The 17,335-nt window shown below is 35.8% G+C and carries 19 protein-coding genes and 1 other annotated feature; of the genes, 4 read left to right on the forward strand and 15 right to left on the reverse strand.

The window, feature by feature from the left end; genetic code table 11:
* A partial coding sequence (locus tag CER22_RS16965) for an LPXTG cell wall anchor domain-containing protein (protein WP_142293503.1) occupies positions 1–541 on the forward strand: 541 nt, incomplete at its 5' end.
* Between the two features lie 114 nt (positions 542–655).
* Here CER22_RS16965 and proS read toward each other — a convergent pair.
* Both proS and CER22_RS16975 read right to left on the reverse strand, forming a co-directional pair.
* Positions 656–2,086 (reverse strand): proline--tRNA ligase, encoded by a 1,431-nt coding sequence (gene proS, locus CER22_RS16970; RefSeq protein WP_088061622.1) that lies wholly within the window; start codon positions 2,084–2,086, stop codon positions 656–658.
* A gap of 46 nt (positions 2,087–2,132) precedes the next feature.
* Positions 2,133–2,339, reverse strand: a binding site (T-box leader).
* A gap of 93 nt (positions 2,340–2,432) precedes the next feature.
* Complete coding sequence (locus CER22_RS16975; protein ID WP_060486918.1) at positions 2,433–2,726, reverse strand: YesK-like family protein; 294 nt, start codon at positions 2,724–2,726, stop codon at positions 2,433–2,435.
* 154 nt (positions 2,727–2,880) lie between these two features.
* Here CER22_RS16975 and CER22_RS16980 point away from each other — a divergent pair, with 154 nt between their 5' ends.
* Positions 2,881–4,194 carry an alkaline phosphatase family protein gene (locus CER22_RS16980; protein ID WP_088061620.1) on the forward strand — a complete coding sequence of 438 codons (1,314 nt, stop codon included), beginning with the start codon at positions 2,881–2,883 and terminating at the stop codon, positions 4,192–4,194.
* Between the two features lie 107 nt (positions 4,195–4,301).
* Entirely contained in the window at positions 4,302–5,585 is a 1,284-nt protein-coding gene (locus CER22_RS16985) for an MFS transporter (RefSeq protein WP_000738835.1), read from the forward strand.
* Between the two features lie 44 nt (positions 5,586–5,629).
* Here the strand turns inward: CER22_RS16985 and CER22_RS16990 are convergent, their stop codons facing one another.
* From CER22_RS16990 to CER22_RS17025, 8 genes are all read right to left on the reverse strand, one after another.
* Positions 5,630–6,022, reverse strand: coding sequence for a hypothetical protein (locus CER22_RS16990; protein WP_000514014.1), 393 nt, complete (start codon positions 6,020–6,022; stop codon positions 5,630–5,632).
* Positions 6,023–6,034: 12 nt separating this feature from the next.
* Positions 6,035–6,286: a helix-turn-helix transcriptional regulator gene (locus tag CER22_RS16995; RefSeq protein ID WP_074651450.1), complete on the reverse strand. Its 252-nt coding sequence runs from the start codon at positions 6,284–6,286 to the stop codon at positions 6,035–6,037.
* A 56-nt stretch (positions 6,287–6,342) separates the two neighbouring features.
* Positions 6,343–7,575: an MFS transporter gene (locus CER22_RS17000; RefSeq protein WP_088061618.1), complete on the reverse strand. Its 1,233-nt coding sequence runs from the start codon at positions 7,573–7,575 to the stop codon at positions 6,343–6,345.
* Positions 7,576–7,641: 66 nt separating this feature from the next.
* On the reverse strand, positions 7,642–8,223 hold the full coding sequence (locus CER22_RS17005) for a TetR/AcrR family transcriptional regulator (protein WP_048541915.1): 582 nt from the start codon (positions 8,221–8,223) through the stop codon (positions 7,642–7,644).
* 80 nt (positions 8,224–8,303) lie between these two features.
* Positions 8,304–8,447, reverse strand: coding sequence for a hypothetical protein (locus tag CER22_RS17010; RefSeq protein ID WP_000817984.1), 144 nt, complete (start codon positions 8,445–8,447; stop codon positions 8,304–8,306).
* Positions 8,448–8,572: 125 nt separating this feature from the next.
* On the reverse strand, positions 8,573–8,824 hold the full coding sequence (locus CER22_RS17015; RefSeq protein WP_088609248.1) for a hypothetical protein: 252 nt from the start codon (positions 8,822–8,824) through the stop codon (positions 8,573–8,575).
* Between the two features lie 13 nt (positions 8,825–8,837).
* The gene (locus CER22_RS17020) at positions 8,838–9,152 is read right to left on the reverse strand and encodes a thioredoxin family protein (RefSeq protein ID WP_088609249.1); all 315 of its coding nucleotides are present in this window, start codon (positions 9,150–9,152) and stop codon (positions 8,838–8,840) included.
* A gap of 10 nt (positions 9,153–9,162) precedes the next feature.
* Positions 9,163–9,534 (reverse strand): J-domain-containing protein, encoded by a 372-nt coding sequence (locus tag CER22_RS17025; RefSeq protein WP_048541924.1) that lies wholly within the window; start codon positions 9,532–9,534, stop codon positions 9,163–9,165.
* Between the two features lie 522 nt (positions 9,535–10,056).
* Here CER22_RS17025 and CER22_RS17035 point away from each other — a divergent pair.
* The gene (locus CER22_RS17035; RefSeq protein WP_088061612.1) at positions 10,057–12,081 is read left to right on the forward strand and encodes a glycosyl hydrolase family 18 protein; all 2,025 of its coding nucleotides are present in this window, start codon (positions 10,057–10,059) and stop codon (positions 12,079–12,081) included.
* A 446-nt stretch (positions 12,082–12,527) separates the two neighbouring features.
* On the opposite strand, the gene CER22_RS17040 is transcribed toward CER22_RS17035, so the two are convergent.
* The 5 genes from CER22_RS17040 to CER22_RS17060 form a co-directional block, all read right to left on the reverse strand.
* Positions 12,528–14,072 (reverse strand): ABC-F family ATP-binding cassette domain-containing protein, encoded by a 1,545-nt coding sequence (locus CER22_RS17040; protein WP_060486909.1) that lies wholly within the window; start codon positions 14,070–14,072, stop codon positions 12,528–12,530.
* Between the two features lie 395 nt (positions 14,073–14,467).
* A complete protein-coding gene (locus tag CER22_RS17045) occupies positions 14,468–15,217 on the reverse strand; it encodes an ABC transporter ATP-binding protein (RefSeq protein WP_060486908.1) in 750 nt (249 codons plus the stop codon).
* The gene (locus CER22_RS17050) at positions 15,214–16,212 is read right to left on the reverse strand and encodes an ABC transporter substrate-binding protein (RefSeq protein ID WP_088061610.1); all 999 of its coding nucleotides are present in this window, start codon (positions 16,210–16,212) and stop codon (positions 15,214–15,216) included. The genes CER22_RS17045 and CER22_RS17050 overlap by 4 nt, the downstream gene beginning before the upstream one ends.
* On the reverse strand, positions 16,209–16,982 hold the full coding sequence (locus CER22_RS17055) for an ABC transporter permease (protein WP_001057159.1): 774 nt from the start codon (positions 16,980–16,982) through the stop codon (positions 16,209–16,211). Before CER22_RS17055 ends, CER22_RS17050 begins: the two co-directional genes overlap by 4 nt.
* The gene (locus CER22_RS17060; RefSeq protein ID WP_000082897.1) at positions 16,954–17,274 is read right to left on the reverse strand and encodes an MTH1187 family thiamine-binding protein; all 321 of its coding nucleotides are present in this window, start codon (positions 17,272–17,274) and stop codon (positions 16,954–16,956) included. Before CER22_RS17060 ends, CER22_RS17055 begins: the two co-directional genes overlap by 29 nt.
* Positions 17,275–17,335: the final 61 nt, after the last annotated feature.

The following is a 17,335-nucleotide window of genomic DNA, read 5'->3' on the forward strand; positions in this document are numbered from 1 at the left end:
TGGTGGTAACGGTTCTGGTGGTAACGGTTCTGGTGGTAACGGTTCTGGTGGTAACGGTTCTGGTGGCAACGGCTCAGGCGGTAACGGTTCTGATGGCGGTGGTTCTAGTGGCAACAGTTCCGGTGGTAACGGTTCTGGCGGCAACGGCTCGGGTGGCAATGGCTCGGGTGGCAGTGGTTCTGGCAGCAGTGGCTCTCAAGGTGGTAATGGCTCTCAAGGCGGCAACCGCGTTAAAGACGATAGCGGTTCTCAGGGTGGCAACGGCTCTCAAGGTGGCAATAGCTCTCAAGGCGGTAACCGCGTTAAAGACGATAGCGGTTCTCAGGGTGGCAATGGCTCTCAAGGCGGCAACCGCGTTAAAGACGATAGCGGTTCTCAGGGTGGCAACGGCTCTCAAGGTGGCAATGTAAAAGATAATGCGAAAGAACAAGGCGATAAGTTACCTAATACGGCAACACATTATCCTGCATCTATTTTAATGGGACTTTCAACATTCCTAATCGGTATGTTACTATTTATTCGCCGTAAAAACGCAAAATAAAAACACATCCTTCCATCTAAAACATACATGAAACAAATTGCAAAACTAAAAAGGACTTTGGATTGCATTTTATTATGCAGCCCAAAGTCCTTTTTATCATCTATCAAAAAAGCATTAATACGCTTTTCCCCAATACACCATTTGTTTAGCTTCTTTACCACAACAAATACATTCGTCAGCTAAATGCTCTTGCTCAAAAGGCATACAGCGAGAAGATACTCCAACTTCTTCTTTTAGTTTCTCTTCACAAGCTAATTCTCCGCACCACATTGCCTTAATAAATCCTTGCTTTTCATCAGCTACTTTTTTCATCTCTTCGAAATTCGTCACACTATATGTATTCTCATCGCGGAATACTTTTGCCTTATTAAATAAAGAATTATGAATTTCCTCAAGTAGTGCTGGAATACGCTCTTCTAATTGATCTATTGATATAAATTCTTTTTCTTTCGTATCTCTTCTTACAAGTACAACTTGATTCTTTTCAATATCTTTAGGACCAACTTCTAATCGAATTGGAATACCCTTCATTTCATACTCATTAAATTTCCAGCCTGGTGTTTTATTACTAGCATCTATTTTTACTCGTGCAACCTTTTGAATATGTTCTTGTAACTCTGTTGCTTTCGCTAAAACTCCTTCCTTATGCTGCGCAATTGGTACAATAACAACTTGCACTGGTGCAACTTTAGGAGGCATTACAAGACCATTATTATCGCTATGAACCATAATAAGTCCACCTATCATTCTTGTTGATACACCCCAAGATGTTTGGTGTACATATTGCCACTTACCGTTGCGATCTAAAAATTTAATATCAAATGCTTCAGAGAAATTCGTTCCAAAGTTATGGGATGTTCCTGTTTGAAGTGCTTTCCCATCATGCATTAAACTTTCGATCGTATAAGTTGCCTTTGCTCCTGCAAACTTTTCTTTTTCTGTTTTTTGCCCTTTAATTACTGGTATCGCTAAATAATCTTCACAGAAAGAAGCATATAGATTTAAAATATGTAACGTTTCAGCTTGCGATTCTTCTGCTGTTTCATGAATTGTATGGCCCTCTTGCCATAAGAATTCCGTTGTACGAAGGAATGGTCTCGTTGTTTTCTCCCAACGAACTACTGAACACCACTGATTATATAGCTTTGGCAAATCATTATAGGATTGCACAATTTTTGAAAAATGCTCGCAGAATAAAGTTTCAGATGTAGGGCGTACACAAAGTCTCTCCGCTAATTTTTCATCCCCGCCATGTGTCACCCATGCTACTTCAGGAGCAAATCCTTCTACATGATCCTTCTCTTTTTGCAATAAGCTCTCTGGGATAAACATTGGCATATATACATTTTCATGACCAGTTGCTTTTAACTTTTCATCCATAACTTTCTGCATATTTTCCCATAAGGCATAACCGTACGGACGTAGAATCATACATCCTTTTACACTTGAATAATCAACAAGTTCTGCTTTTTTTACAATATCTGTGTACCACTGTGCAAAATCCTCTTCCATCTTCGTAATCGCTTGTACTTGTTCTTTTGCCATAGTCAATCTTCCTCCTTTTGAAAATACAAAAAAGCCCGTGTCCCTAAATAGGGACCGAGCTTTGCCGGCGTTACCACCCTGATTCATGCACAAAAATTGTGCATGCTCTCTTTTTGATAACGGGAAATTCCCGCTGCATATGCAGAACGCAAAGGTAGGTTCCATATCGCCTTTTTAAGAATCTTTCAGCCTAGCGGATTCTCTCTCTGCTAAAAAGGTTGAACATGTACTAGTCCTTTTTCATCGTTATAACGAAATAAATTTGTTGATTATCATAATACAAATTCTTTTTTTAAACAATAGCTAATTTTCTCATTTTTATATATTCTTTTCATTTTCTGCAGTTTTATACGTAGCTTTTTCGCGAGATTTTTACCAGTTGATGTGCAATCATACCGATAAGTGTACCAAGTAGAACGAAGAAACCAATAAATCCATATCCCATTCCTTCCCATCCACCAATCACCATCATTGTAACGGGAAAGGATGCTAAGCAAAGAAGTATTAAACTAAGTGCAAATATAATATCGAACTGTTTGTTTGGAAACCGTTTCTTTAGTAAATACGAAATAGTAAATACAAGGATAATCGTAATTCCGCCAATGATGTAAAAGATACTAAATCCATCTAGCCAATCCATAGTATTCCCTCCTTCCATTCATTCCCTTATACTTAATTATATGTTTAATTTTTCTGAAAATAAATAATAAATTTTTACCTAGAAATATATTTTTATTACTAGGTATTAATAGTAATATATAAGAATAGGTTTTATATAATCAGGAGGGAACTTTATGGATAAAGCATTAACAAATCACGTCATTATTTTATCTTTCGATTGCTTATCAGCTTTAGATTTTCCTATATTACAAAAACTCCCTAATTTTCAAACATTAATAAACAAGGGCGCGATGGCGAGAAAAGTGGAACCTATTTATCCTTCTGTAACATATCCAAGTCACTCAACAATCGTTACTGGAAACTACCCTAATAAACATGGCGTAGTTAGCAATACGTTACTTCAACCTGGACGCGAGTCACCAGATTGGCATTGGTACCGAAAATCCATTAAAGGAACAACGTTATACGATGAAGCACATAAAGCAAATTTAACGACAGCTGCCCTTCTATGGCCTGTTACCGGCAGAGCAAATATTGATTACAATTTACCTGAAATTTTTCCAAATAGACCGTGGCAAAATCAAATCTTAGTTTCATTATTTAGCGGTAGCCCACTATATCAATTAGATTTGAATCAGCGTTTTGGTCATATAAGAAATGGCTTATCACAGCCTGAACTCGATGATTTCGTACTTGCATCTGCTGTGCATACAATCCAGACGAAGAGGCCTAATGTCATGTTTATACATTTCACCGATTTAGACACTCAAAGACACTATCACGGCTTTGAATCTAACGAAACAATAGCTGCTATCCAAAGACATGATGAACGGCTAGGAAAAATTATTCAAGCTTTAAAAGACAGTGACCTATACGAAGAAAGTACAATTATCGCTCTCGGTGATCATAGCGCTTTAAGTGAAAACAAAGCCATTCAATTAAATGTACTATTTCATCAAAATGGGCTTATATTTATAAATTCAAAAGGAAAATTAGTAGACTGGAAGGTCTATTGCCAAAGTTGCGACGGCTCTGCCTATGTATATGTGAAAGACAAAAATGATACGGATACAATTCGAAAAGTACAACTACTACTTGAAGAGTTACTTCAAAATAAACAAAACGGTATTGAATTTATGCTTCATGATGAAGCTGCAAAAGACTGCGGTGCAGATGGTAATTGTTTATTTATGTTGGAAGCACAAGAAGGATATTATTTCACTGAAAACTATACAGGCGATTTTATAAAAGAAATTACTGAAAAAGATGTTACGCCCAGTAAAAAATATACATTTGGTACGCATGGGTACTCTCCAACAAAACCTAACTATGAAACAATTTTTATCGCTGCTGGGAAAGGGATAAAAAGCGGCGTTACCATTCCGTACATGAGACTTATTGATGAAGGTCCAACTATCGCTAGACTACTCGGTTTACACTTAGGTGAAACAGACGGATCAATTGTAGAGGATTTACTTCAATTGTAAAGAACTGTGTATATATGTAAAAGTTATGTAAAAATCATAACTGTTTCTCTTTTTATAATTTTTATTTTTGTACACTGTTAGTAGAACAATTTAAGGGGGAACATTATATGAAAAAAATGTCCAGACAAGAAAAAAGCTGGATATTATACGATTGGGCGAACTCGGTATATTCGCTCGTCATTACAACTGCATTATTCCCAATTTACTTTAAAGCAGCTGCAAAAGAAGCCGGACTATCTGGTGCAACTTCAACGGCATATTGGGGATATGCAAACTCTTTCGCTACACTTTTAATTTCTATACTTGCCCCTATTCTCGGCACAGTTGCTGATTATAAAGGATTTAAAAAACGATTTTTCACATTCTTCTTTGGACTCGGTATCGTATTTACAAGTATGCTAGCAGTCGTCCCAACATCTCAGTGGTACTTATTACTAGGCTGCTATATGCTCGCATTAGTCGGTTTTGCGGGAGCAAACATTTTTTATGATGCATTTTTAGTAGATGTTACCTCTAAAGATAGAATGGACCGAATTTCTACAAGAGGCTTTGCATTAGGTTATATTGGAAGCACAATTCCTTTTATCGGTTGTATCGCTCTTATTATTCTTGCTCAAAAAGGAACTATCCCTTTATCAGTCGGCATTGCTAGTCAAATTTCGTTCGCAATAACAGCTCTTTGGTGGGGATTATTTACAATTCCAATGCTAAAAAATGTAGAGCAAACACATTATATTGAACGTCATCCAAGACCAATTGCAATGAGCTTCAAACGCCTTGCTGATACTTTTAAAAATATTAAAGAATATAAAACCGTATTTATGTTCCTAATCGCTTACTTCTTCTACATTGACGGGGTCGATACAATTATTACTATGTCTACCGCTTACGGAACAGATCTCGGTATTAGTGCAACGAATCTATTAATCATCTTATTTGTCACACAAATTGTAGCTTGTCCATTCGCCTTATTATACGGAAAGTTATCAGAAACATTTACAGGTAAAAAAATGCTATACGTCGGTATTATTATTTATATCATTATCTGCATATATGCTTATTTCTTAAAAACGACACTCGATTTCTGGATTTTAGCAATGTTAGTTGCCACTTCTCAAGGTGGTATTCAAGCACTTAGTCGGTCCTATTTTGCAAAACTAGTACCAAAAGAATCTGCAAATGAATTCTTCGGATTTTATAATATCTTTGGTAAATTCGCGGCAATTATGGGTCCAGTATTAGTCGGTGTTACAACGCAATTAACAGGAAAAACCAACGCTGGTGTCCTTAGTATTATTGTACTGTTCGTTATCGGTGGATTCTTACTAACTAGAGTTCCCGAAAATGATACGTCCGTTACACCACCTAGTCCAAAAACTAAAACGCTATAAGAAAAAGATCCTCTTCTCATGAGAAGAGGATCTTTTCTTTATTTTTAGCGATAACGTCTTACAATTAAAAATTCTACAGCCGGCTTTACAACTATCGCAGCGCATAACGCAAACAAAAGCGGTATGTTATGAAAATCAATCCATTTATTAAAACCTACCGATGCGAAAAACAAACCAAAAATTAATACAACAAGTACATAATACGTAACATTTGCACTTATTTTTAATACATGTTTTTCTACATCTTCTTTCTCCTCCGTTGTCCCTTCCACATTATGCGATGCCAAACTTTTAAACATATAATGTAATGCGATGCTACAAATAAATAGTGCATACCAGTTTACTTGAAGTTCAGTTAACCAATAATAGAGTGCAAACACTAACGTACTTATAGCTACTAATGCCGTAACTACAAGGCTTATTTTCTCTTTCCCCAACAACTACTCCCCCTACAACTTGTACAAAAATAGTTTATCAACAGTTGTTCCTAATACTTCAGCTAAACGGAATGCTAACGCTAAGCTTGGATCATATTTATTATTCTCAATTGCATTTATCGTCTGTCTAGAAACTTTACACTTATCAGCCAATGCACCTTGTGAAATATTGTTTTCAGTGCGTAATTCATAGATTTGATTTTTCACACCATTTCTCCTAACCTGTAAACTCGTTTTTACATCATCAGTATATAGTTGGGGCATGTCATTGTCAAAAGATTGCCACAAGAAAAGGGAGCAATCCTGCTCCCTTACAATGATTATTTCGAAGCTAACGAATTTGTTAGTTCCTCTTTATTAGCGACATCTTCTTTATTTATTTGCATGCGTAGAACTGGCCCTATCGCAAATAAAATAAGTGCCATTGCTATACAAAATACAGTAACTAGTGAGGTCATCTCCTTCAATCCTCCAGCTAGTGAAGTTCCGATTAACATTGCCCCCATAAACAGTGGTAAAATTGTTCCATTTACTCTTCCAATCATATTTTCTGGTACAAGTTGAATCATAAGCGTACCGACAACGATATTAACACAAGCTAAACAAATACCTGTTCCAAACCTCATGAAACTAGTAATCCAAAATGATGTAGATAGCCCTTCTACTAAAAATGACATTGCTAATATGCTCATACCGAATACAAACATCTTTTTCGGGTTCACTTTTGAAGCAAAAACTGCAGCAACAATACCACCGATTAACATACCTATCCCATCAGCTGCGGCTAAATATTGAACTGCTTCCTTTTCCATTCCAAGACGCTCTATTACAAGAAACACTTCTAATGGATTCGTTAATCCAACAGCTAAGCCCATAACGGTGAAAGTGATCGTAATCATACGTAAATTTTTCGTATGAAGAACGTATTTCCATCCTTCTTTTATATCATTTTTTAATGAATCTCTCGCCACTTGCTCTTGTTCCACCCATTTTGGTAAAAACGAAAGAGCAATAGCAGATAACAAAAATAAAATGATTAAGCTATATAGTGACGTAAATAAACCAAGTTGTGTATACACAAGTGATCCTATCACTGGTCCAAAAATCATAAATAATGACTGTAATGTTTGGTTAAATGCAATCGCATTTGCTACCTGCTCTTCTTTTACGTAGCGCTTAAATATACGCGAAGATGATGGCTGAGAAAATTGGCCTACAATCGCGGAAATGAGTGTTGCAAAAAATATGGCCTGCCAATAATCCAGCTTTAACAACAAGACAATTCCTACAATAGACAGTACACTTAATACATCTCCAGCAACCATCGTTCTTTTCGGATTCCAGCGATCAGCTAGCGCCCCACCGATAAACGAGAAAATAAAAATAGGTGCATATTCCATAACCGATAACAACGAAACTGAAACTGGATCATTATTCGTTCGCTCCATTATGAAATACAAAAGAGCCATATTTCTGATCCAAATTGCAAATTGTTGTAAAATATCAGATGCCATAACGAGCATAAATGCTCGGTTTTTAAATAAAGCGTTCATTTTCATTCCCCTTTCATAAACCGACCGTTCGGTCTAATTTGTTTTGTAAGAAAAGCAACTGATTTATTATTCAGCTGCCATTCCTTTTAACAATACATCTATTGCCTTTTTATAAATACGTTGCAGCTCTTTATAATCTAACTCGTAGTAAAGTACTCCAAGCCCTGATAATAATCCATTCACAATATACATAAGGTCGCGCGTACTATCTTCACGAAACTCTCCAGACTGTATACCTGCTTCAATTAGTTTCTCAAACATAACATATGATTCTCTAGTTAAAGCCAATAGTTCATCCAAAATCTCTTTACTTACAACTTGGCTCATAGAGAATTCCTCTATTGCATTTGAAATGGGTTGCTGTATGTCCTCGACATGATATTCCGCGAGACCATATAGTTTTTCAGTATTCGTACTATACAACTTCTCTTTTTCATTCCATTTTTCAAGCCAATCATACGTATGCTGTTTCACTACAAATAAAAATAATTCTTCTTTACTTTTAAAGTGATAATAAATGCTTCCTTTACTTCGCTTTGTAATTTCACAAATCTCTTCCATAGATGTAGCTGCATAACCCTTCTGTGAAAACAGACTTTCTGCTTTATATGCAATTTCTTTCTTTATCTCTTCTGCACTTCTTCTCATATTTACACCTCTTTAAACCGACCGTTCAGTCTAATAATAACAAATTAAAAACCTCTATTACAAGAGGCTATATTCCTTATTTAAGAAAACGTACTTTCAAACCACGTTCGAATCATATGTATTATTCCAATTTTAAATCCTAATTTAACAAGAAATACGCCTCCCGCAGCTAATAAAAATAACACTACTTTCCCCTTATTTTTCACTTTCGGTTCCCTTTTCATTTCTATTCCCCTTAGTACGTTAAAAATATTAATCAAACGTTTGTTTAACTGTTTTTATGCATATGTAAGCCAACTAATCAAACGTTTGTTTAAAAAGAAATACGCCTATATAAGGCGCATTTTCATCAATCACCGCCACCTCCGCCACCATCGCAGCTACCTCCGCTATCTCCACCGAAAGATCCTCCACAATCATGTGAACCTCCATGCGAGCTATCATTATCAGATCCAGCAAAGAAAAATAATGGTGATGAGTTGTTAGATGAATTATGAATGTTATTTTGTTTCGTAAGATTTACCTTCTTTTTGTTTGATCGAACTGCTGTTACAATTATTCCAACTACAACAAATAATAGTATGACAATAATAAATTCCATATAAAAGCCTCCCTTAATCTTCGAATAATTGAATGGTTCTCTCTAAATTTTCAAGTGAAATGAAGCGCGATTCACGAAGGATCTCTTTTCCATTATAAAATAATAAAACTGTTGGCCCTGTAAACACTGCATAACGCCCCGCAATCTCTTGCATGTCTTGTAGTAATATTTCCACTTTCTCTACGTAATTATAATTCTCTAATAGACCATTTACTTTTCTTAGCATAACATCACAAACACCACAATTTTCCGTTTTAATAAAGAGCAGTACTAATTGTTGTTCTTCAATATGTGTCGCTAATTCTTCTATCGTTTCAAATTTATTCATCTTATCCCTCTTAGCGTAATTTACGAAATACTTTATCCTGATACATACGAAAAGCTGAACTCTCTTTAATCTTTCTCTTTTCCATTACCTGCTGAAAACGCAGCGTTTTTGCCGTTAACTCTTCTTGTAATTTTTTTCTCTCTGCTTCATCATAACAGCACGCAATTAAGTCTTCTATTTTTAATATATCTTTTTGTAGTTCCATTTCTGGTGGAATCATACCCGCATTTTTTAAGATTTTATAACTCATTCTAAGTTCTGGAGGTACCATTGAAAGGTCTTCTAATTGTAGTGGTTTTCCTTTTCCCGGAATATGATCAAGGTCTCCATTCCGTATTGCTTGTCGAATTTTTTCTTCAGCAATGTTCAAAAAGACATCCACACCATTCGCTCCTTTACATATTTTTACTATTATTTTACATGATATTTTCTCATCTTGCTACGCTATTACAAATTGAATTCATACAATTTTTTCTCAAATTTAATTACAAGGAGCCTTTTCCTCCCTAATCAATATTTTATTTTCATGTGTAGTCTGTATTAGAGCCATTTCATATTGAGAAAATCTTTGCGAATCAAATAAAGCGTTTACACCAAATCTTACATTTGCTACGATTTAATCACCCCCAGCTCCCTTGTATAGACTTCGTGATGTCTTATCATTTTTATCCCGCTTTAATGGGCAGTAAGACCCCCACCTCAAAATTTAGCGAAAGCAAAGAAGTTAGGTGGGGGATCAACTGCCCATAAAAGTCCGATTGGTGAGGGCTGATAATCAGTGGGGGATGAAGCCCCCCACTGATTAAAGTTTCACTTTATCTAGACGTTTCATACGTCTAGATTCACTTTGGTTTATTGGCGCATGCCTTTAAATATATCTTTTATTTTGAAAGGAGAAATGACTATGAGCTCCAAAAAATTCACACTGCTATTACTATCCCTACTACTCTTCTTACCTCTTTTTCTTACAAACTTTATTACTCCAAATGTTGCATTAGCAGATTCACCAAAGCAAGGTCAAAAAATTGTTGGGTATTTTCCTTCATGGGGCATTTACGGACGTAATTATCAAGTTGCAGACATTGATGCATCAAAGCTAACTCATTTAAACTATGCTTTCGCTGATATTTGCTGGAATGGAAAACATGGAAACCCTTCTACTCACCCCGATAATCCAAATAAACAAACGTGGAACTGTAAAGAGTCTGGTGTACCACTGCAAAATAAAGAGGTTCCTAATGGCACTCTCGTACTCGGTGAACCATGGGCTGATGTCACAAAATCTTATCCGGGATCAGGTACAACTTGGGAAGATTGTGATAAATACGCCCGTTGTGGAAATTTCGGAGAACTGAAACGATTAAAAGCTAAGTATCCTCACTTAAAAACAATTATTTCAGTTGGTGGCTGGACTTGGTCTAACCGCTTTTCTGATATGGCAGCTGATGAAAAAACAAGAAAAGTATTCGCTGAATCTACAGTAGCTTTTCTTCGTGAATATGGATTTGACGGCGTTGATTTAGATTGGGAATATCCGGGCGTTGAAACGATTCCTGGTGGTAGTTATCGTCCTGAAGATAAGCAAAACTTCACCCTACTCCTTCAAGATGTTCGAAATGCATTAACGAAAGCTACTGCAGAAGATGGGAAACAATATTTACTAACAATCGCATCAGGTGCAAGCCAACGTTATGCGGATCATACAGAGCTAAAGCAGATCTCTCAAATACTTGATTGGATTAATATTATGACATATGATTTCCACGGTGGATGGGAAGCTACTTCTAACCATAATGCAGCACTATACAAAGATTCAAATGACCCAGCAGCGGATACAAAATTTTATGTAGATGGTGCGATAGACATTTATACAAATGAAGGGGTTCCAGCGGATAAACTCGTATTAGGTGTACCTTTTTACGGACGTGGATGGAAAAGTTGCGGAAAAGAAAATAATGGGCAATACCAACCTTGTAAACCAGGTAGTGACGGAAAGCTCGCTTCTAAAGGTACTTGGGATGATTATTCTACCGGTGACACAGGTGTGTACGATTATGGTGATTTAGCAGCTAATTATGTTAATAAAAATGGTTTTGTTCGCCACTGGAACGATGTAGCGAAAGTACCTTATTTATATAATGCGACTACAGGCACGTTTATTAGCTATGATGACAACGAATCTATGAAATATAAAACAGACTATATAAAGACAAAGGGTCTAAGTGGCGCAATGTTTTGGGAACTAAGCGGGGATTGCCGTACAAGTCCAAAATATAGTTGCAGTGGACCAAAATTGCTTGATACGTTAGTAAAAGGATTACTTGGTGGACCTATTACTCAAAAAGATACTGAGCCCCCAACAAACGTAAAAAATATTGCTGTTACAAATAAAAATTCAAACTCCGTTCAATTAAACTGGACTGCATCTACTGATAACGTAGGAGTTACGGAATATGAAATTACTGCCGGAGAAGAGAAATGGAGTACAACAACAAATAGCATTACAATCAAAAACTTAAAATCTAATACCGAATACACATTTTCAATAATTGCAAAAGATGCTGCCGGGAATAAATCACAGCCTACTTCTATCATTGTAAAAACAGATGATACTGATACAACACCCCCTGGTGGAAATGGTAATGCTACCTTTTCAGTCACTTCAAATTGGGGAAGTGGTTACAACTTCTCGATTGTAATTAAAAATAGTGGAACGACCCCTATTAAAAACTGGAAATTAGAATTTGATTATAACGGCAATTTAACACAAGTTTGGGATTCTAAAATTAGTAGTAAAATAAATAATCATTACGTAATTACGAATGCAGGATGGAATGGTGAAATTCCTCCTGGTGGATCCGTTACAATCGGAGGGGCAGGAACAGGCACTCCCGCCGAACTTGTAAATGCATCCATTAGCGAAAACTAAGCGTAACCTCCATTAATTATTTCACTAAAGTTTGAATTTAGGTTTGAGTGCTCTATCCTAAATTCAAACTTTTAATGTTATGAAAAATCACCAATTATAATTACAATAACCTATTATAATTATATTTGGTTTCTAATATGAAGTTCGTGTGAAGTTCATCTGAATTTTACATGAATTTCCTTTAAGTTCTATTGTCTTCCCATACTAATCACATTATCCTTTACATATAGGAATTATTTTCATTCCATTTCAAACTATCTATATATACAAAGAAAGATAGTCGCCTATTAGGGAAAGGCATCTAAATATAAACATAACATAAGAAAAAGCACGCTTATAAGCGCACCATAAGAGTGCTTCTTCATACAATTCTCATGTAAGAGTTCTCGAAAATCATGTTAATCACAAAGAAAAGGCATTAGCTTATACAAGCTAATGCCTTTTCTTTATTCATATCGTTCAGCATCCCATTCTTCTATATTCCATACTTTTGTTATCCATGCTTCATAGAAAGAAGGCTCATGTGAGACAAGTAAAACTGTTCCTTTATATTGTTGTAACGCTTCCTGCAAAGACTTCTTTGTTTCTATATCCAAATGATTAGTCGGTTCATCTAAAATTAAAACATTGCTTTTCGTTACGATAAGTTCACATAAACGTACTTTCGTTTGTTCCCCGCCGCTTAATAAACGAATAGGTTTTAATACATGTTCTTCTTTCAATCCACACTTTGCTAATGCTTGGCGTACTTCTTTCTTTGTCATATCTGGTCGTTCTGCCCAAACTTTTTCTAATGGTGTTGTTTCTGAAGCAAACTCTTCCTGCGCAAAATAAGCAGGATTTACTCGTTCTCCAATAGAAATTGAACCGCTTAGCGGCTTTATTTGACCTAATAACGTTTTTAACATTGTCGTTTTTCCAATCCCATTATGACCAACAATCGCTATCTTTTCTCCTTTTTTTACTTGCAAATTCAATTCTGGACATAACGGAGAACTATATCCTATCCTTAGTTTTTCAGCCTGTAATATGCGACTAACTGGCTCCTCATAAACATTGAAATCAAAACGGGATCGAGGTACATGATTAACCTTTTCAATCCTTTGCATTTTCTCCAATACTTTCTCTCGACTTTTGGCCTGTTTCGCTTTTCGAATTTTATTTTTTTGAATAAATGTTTCTAACTGAGCAATTTCTTTTTGCTGTTTCGCATGCGCCGATTGCAATTGTTTCCTTTGCAATTGATAACTTTGCACAAATTTTTCATAATTTCCTACGTACCGCTTCACTTTCCGTTCTTCTAGATGATAAATAACATTCGTAATACTGTTCAAAAATACTTCGTCATGTGAAATGATCACATAAGCTTTTTCATACAGTCTCAAATACGATTGCAACCATTCTATATGGGCTGTATCTAAATAATTTGTTGGCTCATCTAGCAATAAAACATCAGCTTTTTCTAAAAGGAGCTTCCCAAGTAATAACTTTGTTCGCTGTCCTCCACTTAACTTTGAAACATCCTTTTTCAACCCTATTTCAAATAAACCTAAACCGATTGCTACTTCTTCAATTTCTGTATGAATTTGATAGAAATTAGAGCTTTCCAATATAGTTTGTAATTCTCCATACTTTACTAACAGTTTTTCTACTTCTCCTGCTCCATTCATTTCTTCAGCAATTTTTAACATTTCGCATTCAATCCTATACAAATTAGAAAATGCACTTTGTAAGTATCCTTCAATTGTTATCCCCTCTTGTAAATCCATATGCTGCTGTAAAAAACCTATCTTCACATGTGGAAACCATTCAATGTTTCCGTCATCATGTATAAGTTCTCCTGTTAAAATCCTTAACAATGTTGATTTTCCAATTCCATTTTTCCCAACTAACCCAACATGCTCGCCCTTTAATAGTCGAAAACACGCATTATATAAAATGGTTTTCTCACCATATGAATGACTTAAATTTTCTACTGTTAATATACTCATTTTTTTCTCTCCTCTACTTATGATTCATAAGCTAAATAGAGAGCAACAGTAAAAAGCCTTATTTAATTGTGCATATAAAAAATGGGTAAGGTGAATACACCTTACCCATTACATATTATCGTAAAAAAGGATTAAGGTTCTTTACCTGCTGTCTTCAATTTAGCTTAATCGTTAAAAATGGGCAGACTTCTCCCGTATCAAGCTAAAACCATTTGAAGAACAGTTGATAAAGTCATTTTATCCTTTCACTCCTTTAACATTTGTTATATTAAGAGTATAAACTACTCTGTTATATTCTATTCTCTATTTTTTCTTTTGTTCCTTCTCATTCTTTTCATGTTCTATAAAAAAAAGCTCTTACCAGCAATTATATTTAAATCTGGTAAGAGCTTTTTCTATTTTTTCATATAAGGAGCTAATACTCTCAGAATTTCTTCCTTATCCTTCTTTAACTCAAGTGATGTTAACATATCCATCGTTCTTGGTCTAGGTAATTTCACTTGTACCTCTCCAACTATTGATGCTGGTCTTTGAGATAAAATAAATACGCGATCCGAAAGTAAGATTGCCTCATCTAAGTCATGTGTAACCATAACGATTGTTTGCTTCTCTTGGTGCCAAGAGTTTAAAAGCCAGCTATGTACTTCCATTTTTGTAAAGGCATCTAATTTTCCAAAAGGCTCATCAAGTAGCATAATTGGCTTTTCACATAAATATGTGCGCAAAAAACTAATTCTTTGACGCATACCACCAGACAATTCATCTGGATAATGGTCTGCATATTCATCTAGTTCAAATTGCTTTAATGCTTCCATTCCCTCTGTCAGCCTTTGTTTTTTCGGTTTCCCTTCGATTTCCAATGGAAGAACTATATTTTGCAAAGCTGATCGCCAAGGTAGTAATAAATCCTGCTGCGGCATATAACTTACAACATCTTGCTCTTGTACGTGCGTATCCTTATACGTTACATTTCCACTTGTTGGTTTTTCAACATTTGCAATCATATTTAATAATGTGCTTTTCCCGCAACCACTCGGTCCTACAAAGGAAACGAACTCTCCCTCTCGTATAGAAGCACTAATATTTGCTAATACATTCTTTCCATCAAAAGCTTTTACAATCTCTTTTATTTGTAATCCACTCATTTTTCACTTGGAAGGAACTCATTTGTAAAGGCATCTTTCACATCAATTTTCTTCTTAATAACTTTGTTATCATATAAGAAATTCATGTAATTCGTCCAAACTTCTTCCTTCTGTACTCCCCACGTTTTTGCATCATCTTGATATTTCGTACTTAACCATTTTTGACTTTCTTGTACTAATTCTTTATTCACATCTGGAACTGCTTTAATTAAAATATCAGCAGCTTCTTTCGGTTCTTTAATTGCAAAATTATAACCTTCTGTCGTTGCACTCATAAACTTTTTCACAAAGTCTTTATCTTGCTTCGTATGTTTTTCACTCGTAATAATAACAGGACTATAGAAATCAAGCGCTGGGTCTAAGTCTTTCACCATAATCGTATTTAACTCTTTTCCTTGGCGCTTCGCTTCAATTCCATCCCATCCGTAATATATCCATTCAAAGTCTGCATCACGACCGATTGATTTAAAGAAATCTGTTTGTCCTAAGATGATTTTTTCAACTTTATTAAAATCAGCTTGATGCTTCTCCATGATTGTCTTCAACGTCGCTTCTTCTGCTGGTCCTCCCCAGCCGCCGTAACGTTTACCTTCAAAATCTTTTGGTGACGTCATATTATCTTTTTTAAGTGATGCAAAAGCTGAAGTATTATGTTGGATGATTGCTCCTACAGATACAACAGGAATACCTTCCACACGAGCCAACGTTACATTTTCTTGTGCGCTTATTGCGAAGTCAGCTTTTCCGGAAGCTATCATTTGCTCCGCTGTCACATTATCACCTGGCTGAATAATCTCTACATCTAATCCTTGCTTTTTATAATAATCTTTCGTTTGCGCTACATATAGGCCAGTATGATTCGTATTCGGAAACCAATCTAATACTACTTTTACTTTTTGATCTTTACTTGCACTTTCTTCTTTCTTCGCCGGATTACATCCAGCTACACCTACTGCTAATAAGGCAGCCAACATAACTTTTAAACCTTTTTTCATTTTCTGCCGTCCTTTCTATATATCCATGGTGCTGTTATTCTTGCCATAAACTCCACGATAAAATACAGACATAATGTCACCATAACAATAATTGCCGCCACACCAAATACTCGGGCTGTTAGAAAGGATTTTGTAGCTCTTGTAAGCATAACTCCTAACCCTTCGCTTGCACCGAGCCATTCCCCAATAATTGCTCCCATTACGCTATATGTAACTGCAATTTTTAAACCTGAGAAAAAGTATGGCAGCACTGCTGGAAACTTTACTTTCTGGTAAACTTGCCATTTCGTTGCCTTCATCGTTTGCAACAACTTCAACATATTTTTATCTACCGTTTGAAAACCTTCTAAAATGCTGAGCGCAATCGGGAAGAAACAAACGAGTATTACTACCATTACTTTCGGTAGCATTCCATATCCAAACCAAATAATAAATAACGGTGCAAGTACAACGATTGGAATCGTTTGCGAAATAACAAGCAACGGATTTATTAAAATACGAAATAAAGGGATAACATCCATAATAATTGCAATACTTGTCCCAATTAAAATCGCAAAAAACAGTCCGATTAGAACCTCTTGTAACGTTTGCATCGTATTCGGTAATAGTAAATCTTTCATTCCAATTAATTCTTGAACAATGGCAGAAGGCTTCGGTAAAATCCACGGTTCAATTTTAAATAATGAAACAGATCCTTCCCATATCGCTATGAGAAGGATAAGCCAAATTGTTGTAATTATTTTAGATTGCTTCTGGTTTTGCATATTCATCACGGTACTTCCAAACCTTTTCATCTATCGTTACACCAGTGCTTGGACGATAATGGATTTTAATAGAAGTAATCACTTCTTCTGCTCCAGCATCCACACAAGCTTGTTGCGCACGTTTAATGATATCAAGAAGTACATCTAATTCTCCTTCCAGCGTTGTTTCCATTGCCCCTACTTCATAACGAACTCCCGATTGTTGTACAACTTCAATTGCTTTATCAACAACAGAATACACATCTTTGTTCTTCGCTTGTGGTACTACTGAAAATGAAATTGTAACTTGTTGTGACATAGTAAAATCCCCCTTATAAAATGAAATATTAAAACAAGAAAAGGCTTTCCTACTGCGTAGG

It is taken from the genome of Bacillus sp. K2I17 (genome assembly GCF_002209985.1).
GTDB classification, from domain to species: Bacteria; Bacillota; Bacilli; order Bacillales; family Bacillaceae_G; genus Bacillus_A; species Bacillus_A wiedmannii.